Below are 12,691 nucleotides of genomic sequence, written 5' to 3' on the forward strand. Positions count from 1 at the left end.
AGGACGTTCCCTTTCTGCCGGCAGTTGGGGACAGTCCTAGTCGTTGGGAACGTACTTAAACGACTAGTCATTCAGGAACGTCCCCAATGACTAGTCGTTTAAGTACGTCCCCAATGAGTATGTGGGGGAGCAGATTTTTCCGTTCGGCGATTTGTGGCTTGAAAAATGTATATAACGACTATAACGTAGTATGAAACATATTGGAAACAATACCGAGGAGGCTGCGTTGAAGAAAAGCAATCTGGGCTATGTGCTGGTGCTGATCGCCGCGCTTATGTGGGGCAGCATCGGAATCTTTGTAAACGGCATCTCGGCCATGGGTGTTTCGTCTCAGAGCATGGCGGCCTTTCGCCTGTTGGTCGGAGCGCTTATCTTGGCGCCGGTCCTGATGTTTATGGGCTGCCGCCCGGGTGAGGGGTCTACCGTGGCTCAGGGTCCGCTGACCCTGTTCAAGGCAAGCCCTAAAGAGCTTGTTCCCTGCGCGCTTGTCGGTATCGTCGGTTTGGCCGCCGCCAACACCTGCTATTACGAGTGCATGGGCGAGGTGGGCATGTCCACGGCCTCGGTGCTGCTCTACACCTCGCCGGTGTTTGGCGTCATGCTCGGCCGCGTGCTTTATCGCGAGGACGTGACCCCTAACAAGCTCGTTGCCATTGTCTTTAACATCGTTGGCTGCGTGCTTGCAGTGACCAATGGCGACCTTTCCGGTTTTCATTTTTCGGTTTGGGGCGTCACGTCGGGTGTGATTGCAGGCCTTTGTGGTGCGTCGCTCGCGGTGTTTAGCCGAATAGCAACCAAGACGGTCCACCCGCTGGCTGTCACGTTTTGGGGCTTTGTTTTTGGCGGTGCGGTTATGGCAGCTATCGCGGTTCCGTGGCCAGATGTCGCCGCGGCAATGTCGCCACAGCTGCTGCTGCTGTTCCTTGGCTTTGGACTCATCCCCACAGCCGTGGCTTACATCTTATATATGCAGGGTCTGTCCATGGGGCTCGAGACGTCGAAAGTTCCCGTCGTAATGTCATTCGAGACAGTTGTCACCGTACTGCTGGGCATTGGTGTCTACGCCGAGCCCGCCGGCGCGATCAAAGTCCTGGGCATCGTGCTGGTGCTCGCGTCCATCCTGATTATGAATACCGACTTTTCCAAGCTGCGCAACAGTGTGTTTGTCGGTCATGTCATTGAGAGCATGACCTTTAAGCCCAACGCGTGGTGGACGGAGAAATCGCAGGACATGGATCTGTTTAAGGAACGCACCGGCATCGCGCTGGAGCCCACCGTACAGGAAAGTCCCTGGTACTTCGTGCGATAGGGAATTGCGTGCGGCATCCGACCTGGGGTTATCCAGCCAGGGCCCGCCTACCCAGCCCCAATGTTTCGAGTACGTTAACCCCGTAAACGGTCGATTTTTAACCGCGAACGGTCTTTATAGTAATTATCAATGTAAGTAGCGTATAAGACGTTATAATGACCATAACGAAAAGGAGGAGGCAAGATGAATCAGATCATTCTCGCATCTCATGGCGGCCTGGCCGCAGGCGCCAAAGACACGCTCGAGATGGTTCTCGGCGACGTGTCGAACGTCCACGTCGTGTCGCTTGCTCGTGACGACAAGGAGCCCATCACCAATAAGGTGGACGCCATGATCGCCACGTTCAACGCGGACGACACCGTCTATGTGCTGACCGATATGCTCGGCAGCTCGGTCAACAACAGCATGGTCGAGCTTTCCAAGAACGGCACGAAGTTCACGGTTGTCAGCGGTTTCAACATCCCGCTGGCGCTCACGCTCGCTATGAGCCCCGCCCCCGTCAAGGGCACCGAGCTCGCGGCCCTCATCAACGAGGCCCGCACTGGTCTGACCAACCCCAACGCACCGGTCGAGGCCGTCGCGGCTCCCGCCAAGAAGGCCAAGGCGTCCCGTCACAGCTCCGGTCCCGCCAAGATCGTCCTCGCACGTCTTGACTACCGTCTGCTGCACGGCCAGGTCGTCTTTACCTGGACCACCAAGGTTCAGGCCGAGCGCATCATCGTCGTCGACAACGCTGCCGCCAACGATGACATCAAGAAGGGCGCTCTTAAGCTGGCCAAGCCCCAGGGCGTGCGCCTGAACGTCTTCACCGTCGAGCGCGCCCTCGCCAAGATGGACAAGCTCAACACCCTTGGCGAGCGCGTTATGTTCGTCTTTGGCAACACTGCCGAGATGCTGCAGTTCTGCCAGGGCTACAAGCTCGACGCCATCAACCTGGGCGCCACCGCCAACCACGACGGTGCCGATCAGGTCGGCGGCAAGGACAGCTCCGTCTTCTTCGACGCCACCCAGAAGGCCGACATCAACCAGCTGCTCGACATGGGCATCAAGCTCTATGTCCAGCAGACCCCCACGTATCAGAGCGTCGACATCGACGCCAAGCTGTAGTCAACCAGGCTTTTGCCTGACTGAAAGGAGAAGGGTATGAATACGTTCATCAGTGCGGTGCTCGTCGGCCTCGTCGGCGTGTTCTGCATGTGGGACTCCCGCCTGCTCGGTCGTCTTAACTTCGAGCAGCCCCTCGTTGGCGCTACGCTCGTCGGTCTGCTGCTGGGCGATGTGCCCACCGGCCTTGCCGTCGGTGCCGCCGTCGAGCTGGTGTCCATGGGCCTGGTGCAGGTCGGTGCTGCCGTTCCGCCCGATATGGTCCTGGGCGGCATCGTGGCCGCTGCCTTTGCGTGCCTGACCGATGCTTCCGCCGAGACCGCCATGACGATCGCCATCCCGGTCGCCGTCCTGGGTCAGCTCCTCGGCATCGTGTTCCGTTCCATCATCGCCGCCCTCACCCATGTGGCAGATAGCGCGATCGATAACGGAAAGTTCAAGACCGCCTACCGTATGCACATCTGCGTCGGCACTGGTCTGTACGCCGTCATGTACTTCCTGCCGATCTTCCTCGCCGTCTTTGTTGGCACCGACCTGGTTCAGGCCATCGTCAACATGGTTCCCGAGTGGCTGTCCACTGGTCTTAACGTTTCGACCAAGATCATGACCGCCTACGGCTTGGCCCTGCTGCTCACCATGATGATCAAGAAGGGTATGACTCCGTTCCTGTTCATCGGCTTCCTGCTCGCCGCTTACCTCAACCTGTCCGTCATCGCGGTCGCTCTGATCGGTGTGTGCCTGGCTGTCGTCTTCATGGGCTTCAAGTTCAACGGTTCCCATGCAGCCGCCGGTGTCGATTCCGACTACGATCCGCTCGAAGACGACGAAGACTAAGGAGGAACACACTATGGCAACCGCAACCAAGGACGTGTCCCTGAACAAGAAGGTCAGCCAGTTCTTCTGGCGCTCCTGGGCCATCCAGGCCTCTTGGAACTACGAGCGTCAGATGAACATGGGCTTCCTCTATGGCATGGTTCCCACGCTCGATCGCCTCTATCCGGATGAGTCCGACCCCAAGCAGCTTGCTGCCAAGAAAGAGGCTTATCGCCGTCACATGGCGTTCTACAACTGCACTCCGCAGACGAGCGCTTTCGTCCTGGGCCTCGCCGCCTCCATGGAGGAGGAGTACGCCAAGGATCCCGAGAACTTCGATCCCGATTCGATCAACGCGGTCAAGACCTCCCTCATGGGCCCGCTTTCCGGTATTGGTGACTCCTTCTTCCAGGGCACCATCCGCGTTATCGCCTTTGGTCTGGGCGTTCAGCTGGCTCAGCAGGGCTCCATCATGGGCCCGATCCTGGCCATGCTCATCTCCATCGTGCCTTCCGTGCTGATCACGTGGTTCGCAGCCAAGATGGGCTATCAGGGCGGCCACGAGTACCTGAGCAAGCTTCAGGGCGGCGACCTCATGGAGAAGCTCATGTATGTCTGCGGCATCGTGGGTCTTATGTCCGTGGGCGGCATGATCGCTACGCTGATCGGCGCCACCACCCCGCTGCAGTTCGCTGACGGCACCGTCGTGATCCAGGACATCCTGGACGGCATGATGCCCCAGATGATTTCCCTTGGCCTCACCGGCCTTATGTACTGGCTCATCAAGAAGAACGTCAACACCGGTTGGCTTCTTGTGATCGCCATCGTGGGCGGCATCGCCCTCTCCGCGGCCGGCATCCTGGCCTAGTCGCGCCCAAGCGTCTAACCGCTTTCCCCGGGGAGCCTGCCTGGCATCCCATACCCCAGGCAGGCTTCCATCCCTAAATGTGTCAAAGGGACAGTCCCTATGTCACATCTTCAATGGGCCGGCGACTCGGTCCAAATCACGGTAATCCTGCGCACGTCCGGCAAAGTGGCGCCGCAAAAATCGAAAGGAATGTGTCAGATGTACGAGATCGACCTTAACCTCCCTAAGCAGATCGTCGCTGACGTCCTGTCCAACCACGAGATCCACAGCGTCGCCTTCGTTGGCTGCGGCGCTTCCATGTCCGACCTTTACCCCGCCAAGTACTTCCTGGCCAACAACACGGACAAGCTGAACGTTCAGATCTTCACCGCAAACGAGTTCAACTACGACACACCCTCCTGGGTCAACGAGCACACCTTCGTGATCACCTGCTCCCTCGGTGGCTCCACGCCCGAGACCGTCGAGGCCAACAAGACCGCCAAGAAGCACAACTGCCCGGTCGTCTCCCTCACCAATAAGGCCGGCTCCGCTCTGACCGTCGACGCCGACCACGTCATCATCCACGGCTTCCACGCCAACTACGCTGCCAAGTGTGAGAAGCCCGGCTATGCCATCGCTCTTGCTCTCGAGATCCTTCAGCAGACCGAGGGCTATGACCACTACGAGGACATGATCACCGGCCTCACCAACGTCTTCGACCTCTGCGAGAACGCCGCTCAGTCCGCCAAGGGTCTTGCCAAGCAGTTCGCCGAGGACTTCAAGGACGACAAGATGATCTACTTCATGGCTTCCGGTGCCTCCGAGAAGATGGCTTATTCTCACGCCGCCTTCCTGTTCACCGAGATGCAGTGGATTGACGCCGCCGCCTACAACACCGGCGAGTACTTCCACGGCCCGTTCGAGGTTTCCACCGAGGGTAAGCCCTACGTCTTCTTCATGTCCGATGGCGCTACCCGTCCGATGGACGCCCGCGCCCTCACCTTCCTTAAGCGCATGGGCGCCAAGGTCGCTCTGATCGACTCCAAGGACTACGGCCTGGCTGACGCCGTGCCCGCGAGCGTCGTCACCTACTTCAACCCGCTGCTGCACCTCGCCGTTATGCGCGAGTATGGCAACCAGATCGCCGAGGCCCGTCAGCACCCGCTGACCATGCGTCGCTACATGTGGAAGCTTTCCTACTAATCACAAGTAAGTAGACCTTACGGGTTGATTGAGAGGGGATGGGGTTTTCGCCCCGTCCCCTTTTTTGCTTTGGGGGCGTGTTTGTCGCGCCGCAAACCCCAGATAAAACCTACCAAAATAAACCTGTCCCTTTTTGGCAGGTGGAAGGAGGAGCGTATGATCAAGGCGGTGCTGTTTGACATGGACGGCGTGCTGGTCGATACCGAGTGGTTCTACAACCGTCGCCGCGTGGCGTTTATGGAAGAGAAGGGGTTCCACTTTGACGAGATCCCCGACCTTTCGGGGTCTAACGAGCCGGCCATTTGGAAGGCGCTGGTGCCCGACGATGTTGAGCTGCGTGAGCGCCTGCGCGTGGAGTACAAGCAGGTCTACAGCCCGCACCACCCCGTTCCGTATGCCGAGCTTCTCAACGAGCAAACGGAGCCGGTGATGCGTGAGCTGCATGGGCGCGGCGTGAAGTGTGCCATCGCGAGCTCGTCCTATCGCGAGCTGATCGACGAGCTGGTGGAGATTGCCGGCATCGCCGACGTGCTGGACTACACCATCAGCGGTCACGAGTGCAGTGCGTTTAAGCCCGACCCCGAGATCTACCAGCGTGCCATGGAGGCGCTGGGGGTGGAGCCTTCCGAGTGCCTGGTTATCGAGGATTCGCCTCTGGGCATCGAGGCTGGCAAGCGCTCTGGCGCCCGCGTCCTGGCGCTGCGTCCGCACGAGGGCGTCAACCTGGACCAGTCTGCCGCCGACGTTGTCATCGACAATCTGTGTGACATCCTACCTGCCATTTAGGGACAGGTTTATTTTGGCAGGTTTTATCTGGGCAAATGCCGAATTCGCCGTGAAGGGATCGCTCTCTTCACGGCGTTTTTCTTTTGAGCGGCCTCACGGTCCTTCTGATGGTTGTCGAGAGAGGGTGAATTGAGGCGCCCCCGCACGCTCCATGCTACAATCGCGGGCATGCCCCACAACTATATCTGCCTTCGAAAGGAGCCTGCGTGGCGGATGCCATCGATCAGCTCACGGACCGCGTGCTCGTACTCGGCCGCCTCACCATCGTCCGCCGTGCCATTACTGCCGTGGCGGTCACGGTCTCTGCCGTTCTCCAGACATTCCTGATCCAGGCATTCATTCGGCCCGCTGACCTGCTTCCGAGTGGTCTTACCGGCGTCGCGGTCCTGCTCGATCGCGTTACCTCGCTAGGCGGCGTTCACATCGACATCTCGCTCGGTATGCTCGCACTCAACATCCCCGTGGCGCTCCTATGCTGGAGCGGCATTAGCAAGCGCTTTGTCATCTTCTCGATGATGCAGGTCGTGCTCTCGTCGCTGTTCCTCAACGTCTTTCACTTTGCGCCGTTTTTAGGCGACAAGATCATGCTCATCATTTTTGGCGGCGTGGTCTCGGGCCTGGGTGCTGCCATCGCGCTTAAGTCCGGCGCATCCACCGGCGGTACCGACTTTATCGCGTTGTGGGTTTCCAACCACACGGGCAAGACCATCTGGGGCATCATCTTTGGCTTCAACTGCTTTATCCTGGCAATCTTTGGTTTTATGTTTGGCTGGGACAAGGCGGCGTATTCCATTGTGTTTCAGTTTATTTCGACCAAGACCATCGACAGTTTCTATCATCGCTACGATCGTGTGACGCTGCAGATCACGACGCGTAAGGCAGACGAGGTCATGACTGCCTACGTAAACCATTTTCAGCACGGCATTAGCTGCGCCGAGGTCGTCGGCGGATACAGCCGCGAGAAGATGTACCTGCTGCACACCGTTGTCTCGACCTACGAGAGCCAGGACATTATCAAGCTGGTGTGCGACGTTGATCCCGGCGCCGTGATCAACGTGTTCCATACGCTCAACTTTGTGGGCGGTTGGTGGGGCGGTCATGTCGACGAACCCATGCCCACGGCCGTTCCCGATCCCGACAAGCCCGCACGCATGGCCAGCAGGCAGGCGCGCCTCAGCGAACAGGACAGCCTGCAGCAGGACGACGGCAAGTAGGTATTTGGTATTTTGCCGGCTCTGCTCAATCTTGTCCCTTTTTGGTAGGTAAGGTGTATCGTTTTATCGTTATGAGGTAACATAAAACTAGACGTTATATACGTATTTGTTATTCCGATATTTCGATAAGAGTGATTAGATATGCCTGCACCCAAAAATGCGCCGCTGTACCAGCAGATTTACGACGAAATCAAGGATGCGATCGAGAAAGGTGTTTATGCACCCAAGGAGCGTATCCCGTCCGAGCTTGAGCTTGCCGAGCAGTACGAGGTGAGCCGTATTACGGTGCGCCGCGCCGTAGAGGAGCTGTGTTCCGATGGCTATCTGGTTAAACAGCAAGGCCGTGGCACGTTTGTCTCCACGCCGCACATCAACCGCCAGTTTCATGCCTCGATGCTGCAGACGTTTACCGCGCTGTGTGCCGACAATGGCATGAAGGCCGGCGCGCATGTAATCGATCGCCAGATCGTTCCGGCGCGCCAAAACGAGATGGAGTTCTTTGGCCTGCAGAAGGATGCGCTGCTGCTGCATATCAAGCGCGTGCGTACGGCCGACGGCGAGCCCATCTTTGAGGAGAACATCTTTGTGCCCTTTGATGCCTACCGTGAGCTGTTGACGGCCGATCTTGAGGACAAGTCGATTTTTGCCGAGGTCGAGCGTGTTGGTGGAACGCCGATTGCCTCGGTTGGCTACCGCACGGTCGAGGCCGTTCGCGCCAATGCCGAGCAGGCGGCCGAGCTGGGCATCGCTCCGCACGATCCGCTGCTCAACCTGCGTGCCGGCTTTACCGGTCCCAATGGCGAGCCGGTTTTGCTCGGCAAGCAGTACTACGTGGGCAGCCGCTACGTCATGGTCATATAAGTTACGCGGTTTTACCAAACCGCGTAACGGCTCGACGCTACGCCTTTGGTTCCGCCGTTCTAACGAACGGCGGACCGGTCGACGCTGCAAACGCCCCTAAGCGGCAATCTGACGTTCAATCGTCGGTCGCGTACCGAAGTACGCTTCCCTCCTCTTTCACGTCACCTTGCTCGCTTAGGGGCGTTTTCGCTGACTTATGCTCAACCAGCGACGTTTCCGCGCTTGTCAAGAATGTCCCCAATGACTACCCACCGTTTTTGGCCTGTGTACGGGTTCAAAGTGGGAGATTATCCACGCTCGTTCCCATCGGATTACATTGCCCGTGGCCGGCAGCCGTGCGGCACCGGTCCGCGTGGCGGCGTATAATCGGCGGCAGATGACTTGGACGTTAGGAAACCATGACCGATAGCATGCAGCAGATGGCGCTCGATACGCTCGGCGCCTATTTTGGCTACACCTCGTTTCGCCCGGGGCAGGACCGCATGGTCGATGCGATCCTTGCCGGCCGCGATGCGCTGGGCGTTATGCCCACGGGCGCCGGCAAGTCCATTTGCTACCAGGTGCCCGCGCTCATGCTGCCCGGTATCACCTTTGTGGTGAGTCCGCTGCTGTCGCTTATGGAGGATCAGACCCGTGCATTGCTCGCGGCGGGTGCGCGACCCAGCTATCTCAACTCCAGTCTTACTCCGGCCCAGCAAAACACCGTGCTCAAGCGGGCGCGCGAGGGCCGCTACCAGCTTATGTACGTGGCGCCCGAGCGTCTGCTCGAGCCGCGCTTTTTAGCTTTTGCGCGGGAGGCCGCGGCCGCCGCCGGCATTGGCGTGCCGCTCGTGGCCATTGACGAGGCCCACTGCGTAAGCCAGTGGGGCCAGGATTTCCGTCCCGCCTACCTGCAGATTCGCGAGTTCATCGATTCCCTGCCGCAGCGCCCCATCGTGGCGGCCTTTACCGCTACGGCGACCGAGCGCGTGCGTGCGGACATTCAGCAGATGCTCGGCCTGCAAAACCCCGCGACGGTGGTGACGGGCTTCGATCGCAAGAACCTCTACTTTGGCTGCGAGGAGATGGGCGACAAGGCCAAGGCCGCGTGGGTGCGCGACTATGTGATCGCACATTCGAGTGAAAGCGGCATCGTGTATTGCTCGACTCGCAAGACCGTCGATGCGCTGGCAAGCGAGCTTGCCGAGGCGCTGGGCTCCAGCGGCATTCGCGTTGGCCGCTACCATGCCGGCATGGGCAACGACGCCCGCCGGCAAAGCCAGCGCGCCTTTATCGACGACGATATCCAGGTAATGGTTGCCACCAACGCCTTTGGCATGGGTATCGACAAGCCCAACGTGCGCTACGTGATTCACAACAACGTGCCCGAGAGCATCGAGGCGTACTACCAGGAGGCGGGCCGAGCCGGCCGCGATGGAGACCCAGCCAGCTGCCATTTGCTGTGGAACGGCAATGATTTTCGCATGCGTCGCTTTTTGATCGATCGCGGCGATGCTGCCGACGAGGCGCTCGATGACGAGCAACGCGCGTGGGCGCTCCAGAATCGATACCGCCTGCTCAGCCAGATGGAGGGCTACTGCAATACCACCGGCTGCCTGCGCGAATACATGCTGCGCTACTTTGGCGACGAGGCTGCGGCCGAGCATACCGCCGAAGCCGGTGCTAGCGGTGCCGCCACGGACGACGCCGAGGGCTGCGGCAACTGCAGCAACTGCCTCACGCAGTTCGAGGTCGAGGACGTCACCGATATGGCCCGCGCCGCCGTGCGCTATGTGGCTACGCGTCCCATGCGTTTTGGCAAGTCGCTGATCGCCGACGTGCTCCACGGCGGCAACACCGAGCGCATTCGCCAGATGCATCTGGACGAGGACCGCGGCTACGGTGAGCTGTCGAGCGAATCGGTCGGGCGCATCAAGGACATCATCGGGCAGCTGTGCGGCCGCGGTTATTTGGCAACCTCACAGGGACAGTACCCGGTCGTGGGACTGGGCCCGCGTGCCGGCGAGGTCGAGGACGAGGCGTTTGCCTTTACCGTTAAGCGTCGTGCATCCAAGCGCAAGGCCTCGGCCCGCGCCCGCCGTGCGGTGGATCTGCTACGCGAGGAGGCCGAGCTGGATCAGCGCCCGCGCGTGGGCGACGATGCCGAGCTGTTCGAGCGCTTGCGGGCACTCCGCAAGGAGATTTCGACCGAGCTGGAGATGGCGCCGTACATGGTCTTCTCCGATAAGGCCCTGCGCGGTCTGTGCCGCCTGCGCCCTCAGACGCGCGACGAGCTTATCCGGGTCAACGGCATTGGCGAGAAAAAAGCCGACGCCTTTGGCGAGCAGTTTATGGCGGCGATTGAAGAGTTTGAATCCGAGCATGCACGGGATGGAGCGTAACGATGGCAGCCGATAGCAAGACCGACCGTACTGACGTGTCCGCCGTGCCGCTGTACCAGCAGGTTATGGACGACCTAAAGGGCGAGATCGCGCGCGGCGTGTACGCTGCCGGCTCGCGCATTCCTTCCGAGATGGAGCTCGCGAAGTCCTACGGCGTGGGGCGCATTACCGTGCGTCGCGCCATTGAGGAGTTGTCGCGCGCGGGATATCTCAACCGTCAGCAGGGGAGGGGCACGTTTGTGTGTGCGCCCAAGCTCAAGCGCAAGATTGTCCAGAAAGGCGACGTCCAGAGTTTTACCGAGGGCTGCGCTGCCAACGACATGGCGGCCGGAGCGCGCCTGGTGTCGCGCACGGTGATTGCGGCGACGCGCGAGGACGCGGCTTTTTTTGGCGTGGAACCCGGCTGCGAGCTCATCGTGGTCGAGCGCGTGCGCACGGCCGATGGCGTGCCCGTCATGCTCGAGAACAACGCCTTTGTGCTGGCCGACCATCCCTATCTGCAGCAGCTTGCCGACGAGGACCTCACCGACAATTCGATTTTTGCGCTCGTTGCCGTGCATTCGGGCCGCGCACCGCTCAAGTCCGATCCCTGTACCGTGGAGATCGCGCTCGCTGATGTTCAGACGGCCCCGCTGTTGGAGGTGCCGGTCGGCGAGCCGCTCTTTTATATGGAGGCGTACTTTACCGATGCGGACGAGCGGCCCTTGCTGCTCGGGCGCCAAAAGATCGTGGGGTCGCGCTACGTGTTCGACATCTAACGTCCATAGATAGAACAATACAGAACAAGTTTGGTGAAATGAATTCACCTGTGACAGCTTGCGTGCTATAAATAGGACAACATAGAACGACCGCAGGTACGAGCTGTCGACGCTCAAAGCCGCCACACAGGGAGGAATGTCACCGTGAACGCGCACGATCTGGTTCAGGAAATTATCGAGCGCAAGGGTAAGATCGAGAATGTCTTTTGGATCGCCTGCGGCGGTTCGATGATTGACCTTATGCCGGCCAATGAGCTGCTCAAGCGCGAGGCAACCACGTTTGCCTCGACGGTCTACACGGCGCGCGAGTTTTGCCTTATGGCCCCCAAGAGCCTAGGGCCGAAGTCACTCGTCATCGCCTGTAGCCACAGCGGTAACACGCAGGAGGTCGTCGACGGCTGCGAGATGGCGCTGGCCGCCGGTGCCGAGGTCGTGACTATGACTGACTACGCGGGCTCCAAGATCGATAACGGCAAGTGGACCACCTGGGTTTACCCGTGGGGCAAGGGCGAGTCGCAGGCCGAAGTTCCGCAGGGCATCGGCGCTCTGATCGCCGCCGAGCTGCTCGACCAGCAGGAGGGCTACGAGGCGCTCGCCGACATGTACGCCGGCCTTAAGCAGATGGACGCGCTGCTGCCCGCTGCCCGCGAGAAGGTCAACGCCGAGCTGGGCGATCGCTTTGCCGAGCTCTGCCAGCAGCACAAGTTCTTCTATATCCTGGGCTCCGGCCCCAACTTTAGCCAGACCTACGCCATGGCCATCTGCTCGCTCATGGAGATGCAGTGGCAGCACTGCTGCTACATCCACTCCGGCGAGTATTTCCACGGTCCCTTCGAGGCTACCGAGCCCGGCGTGTTCTACTTTGTGCAGCTTGGCGCTGGCGAGTGTCGTCCCATGGAGGAGCGCGCACTGGCATTCCTCAACACACACACCGATACAGTCATGGTGCTCGATGCGCTTGAGTACGGCGTGGGCGAGGTGCCTGCCAGCGTGCGTTCGTACCTGGAGCCGATCTTCTTCTATGCGATGAGCTGTGAGCTGCGCGCCGCCCGCGGTAAGGTATTTGACCACAGTCCCGAGGTTCGCCGCTACATGGGCGTCGAGCAGTACTAGGTAACGGGGAACGCGATTTTTCATGACGGGGCCTTCGCCAAGCGCGGGCCCCGTTTGCGTTACGGCGCCCCTTTTTGTTTGTCGAAAACGAAGTCAAATACTTTTCTCGAGAAGTGAACGACCTATTTTGGACCCCCGAAACATCGACATTTTTTGGCGCCAAAACAGCAGGAAAATCTTAATGAAACTGCAGGAAATGGTCTCCACAAAGTGCCGATGCTTCGAGGGCTCGTTTTTGCTCGTTCACTTTTCGGGAAAAGTATTAGACCTAAATCTGCAAGCGTGTCGCGTGAGTCAAAAAG

The 12,691-nt window shown here is 59.6% G+C and carries 11 protein-coding genes and 1 pseudogene; 11 read left to right on the top strand and 1 reads right to left on the bottom strand.

Going from position 1 to position 12,691, the window contains the following annotated elements; all coding sequences use genetic code 11:
• Positions 1–226 precede the first annotated feature (226 nt).
• The 8 genes from ACTNDJ_RS02460 to ACTNDJ_RS02495 all read left to right on the top strand — a co-directional run bounded on the left by ACTNDJ_RS02460 (position 227) and on the right by ACTNDJ_RS02495 (position 8,137).
• A complete protein-coding gene (locus tag ACTNDJ_RS02460; protein WP_441063950.1) occupies positions 227–1,309 on the top strand; it encodes a DMT family transporter in 1,083 nt (360 codons plus the stop codon).
• Between the two features lie 183 nt (positions 1,310–1,492).
• A complete protein-coding gene (locus ACTNDJ_RS02465; protein ID WP_154518543.1) occupies positions 1,493–2,416 on the top strand; it encodes a PTS mannose/fructose/sorbose transporter subunit IIAB in 924 nt (307 codons plus the stop codon).
• A gap of 36 nt (positions 2,417–2,452) precedes the next feature.
• Positions 2,453–3,247 carry a PTS mannose/fructose/sorbose/N-acetylgalactosamine transporter subunit IIC gene (locus tag ACTNDJ_RS02470; protein WP_154518546.1) on the top strand — a complete coding sequence of 265 codons (795 nt, stop codon included), beginning with the start codon at positions 2,453–2,455 and terminating at the stop codon, positions 3,245–3,247.
• 13 nt (positions 3,248–3,260) lie between these two features.
• The gene (locus tag ACTNDJ_RS02475) at positions 3,261–4,094 is read left to right on the top strand and encodes a PTS system mannose/fructose/sorbose family transporter subunit IID (protein WP_154518549.1); all 834 of its coding nucleotides are present in this window, start codon (positions 3,261–3,263) and stop codon (positions 4,092–4,094) included.
• Between the two features lie 198 nt (positions 4,095–4,292).
• Complete coding sequence (locus ACTNDJ_RS02480) at positions 4,293–5,276, top strand: SIS domain-containing protein (RefSeq protein WP_441063951.1); 984 nt, start codon at positions 4,293–4,295, stop codon at positions 5,274–5,276.
• Between the two features lie 156 nt (positions 5,277–5,432).
• Complete coding sequence (locus ACTNDJ_RS02485) at positions 5,433–6,062, top strand: HAD family hydrolase (RefSeq protein WP_441083262.1); 630 nt, start codon at positions 5,433–5,435, stop codon at positions 6,060–6,062.
• A gap of 206 nt (positions 6,063–6,268) precedes the next feature.
• Entirely contained in the window at positions 6,269–7,276 is a 1,008-nt protein-coding gene (locus tag ACTNDJ_RS02490; protein ID WP_441083263.1) for a YitT family protein, read from the top strand.
• 141 nt (positions 7,277–7,417) lie between these two features.
• The gene (locus tag ACTNDJ_RS02495) at positions 7,418–8,137 is read left to right on the top strand and encodes a GntR family transcriptional regulator (protein WP_441083264.1); all 720 of its coding nucleotides are present in this window, start codon (positions 7,418–7,420) and stop codon (positions 8,135–8,137) included.
• A 24-nt stretch (positions 8,138–8,161) separates the two neighbouring features.
• Here ACTNDJ_RS02495 and ACTNDJ_RS02500 read toward each other — a convergent pair.
• Positions 8,162–8,227: pseudogene (locus ACTNDJ_RS02500) on the bottom strand (hypothetical protein); the annotation flags it as partial.
• A gap of 308 nt (positions 8,228–8,535) precedes the next feature.
• On the opposite strand from ACTNDJ_RS02500, the gene ACTNDJ_RS02505 reads away from it, so the two are divergent.
• The 3 genes from ACTNDJ_RS02505 (at position 8,536) to ACTNDJ_RS02515 (ending at position 12,389) form a co-directional block, all read left to right on the top strand.
• Positions 8,536–10,518, top strand: coding sequence for a RecQ family ATP-dependent DNA helicase (locus ACTNDJ_RS02505; RefSeq protein WP_441063954.1), 1,983 nt, complete (start codon positions 8,536–8,538; stop codon positions 10,516–10,518).
• 2 nt (positions 10,519–10,520) lie between these two features.
• A complete protein-coding gene (locus ACTNDJ_RS02510; protein ID WP_441063956.1) occupies positions 10,521–11,276 on the top strand; it encodes a GntR family transcriptional regulator in 756 nt (251 codons plus the stop codon).
• Between the two features lie 144 nt (positions 11,277–11,420).
• Positions 11,421–12,389 carry an SIS domain-containing protein gene (locus ACTNDJ_RS02515; protein ID WP_441063957.1) on the top strand — a complete coding sequence of 323 codons (969 nt, stop codon included), beginning with the start codon at positions 11,421–11,423 and terminating at the stop codon, positions 12,387–12,389.
• Positions 12,390–12,691 lie beyond the last annotated feature (302 nt).

The organism is Collinsella sp. HCP3S3_D1 (assembly GCF_052064015.1).
GTDB lineage: Bacteria > Actinomycetota > Coriobacteriia > Coriobacteriales > Coriobacteriaceae > Collinsella.

Excerpts from the sequence above, each read along its gene's own strand:
- ACTNDJ_RS02465 (WP_154518543.1), top strand. The coding sequence starts at position 1,493 with ATGAATCAGATCATTCTCGCATCTCATGGCGGCCTGGCCGCAGGCGCC.
- ACTNDJ_RS02470 (WP_154518546.1), top strand. The coding sequence starts at position 2,453 with ATGAATACGTTCATCAGTGCGGTGCTCGTCGGCCTCGTCGGCGTGTTC.
- ACTNDJ_RS02475 (WP_154518549.1), top strand. The coding sequence starts at position 3,261 with ATGGCAACCGCAACCAAGGACGTGTCCCTGAACAAGAAGGTCAGCCAG.
- ACTNDJ_RS02480 (WP_441063951.1), top strand. The coding sequence starts at position 4,293 with ATGTACGAGATCGACCTTAACCTCCCTAAGCAGATCGTCGCTGACGTC.
- ACTNDJ_RS02485 (WP_441083262.1), top strand. The coding sequence starts at position 5,433 with ATGATCAAGGCGGTGCTGTTTGACATGGACGGCGTGCTGGTCGATACC.
- ACTNDJ_RS02495 (WP_441083264.1), top strand. The coding sequence starts at position 7,418 with ATGCCTGCACCCAAAAATGCGCCGCTGTACCAGCAGATTTACGACGAA.
- ACTNDJ_RS02505 (WP_441063954.1), top strand. The coding sequence starts at position 8,536 with ATGACCGATAGCATGCAGCAGATGGCGCTCGATACGCTCGGCGCCTAT.
- ACTNDJ_RS02510 (WP_441063956.1), top strand. The coding sequence starts at position 10,521 with ATGGCAGCCGATAGCAAGACCGACCGTACTGACGTGTCCGCCGTGCCG.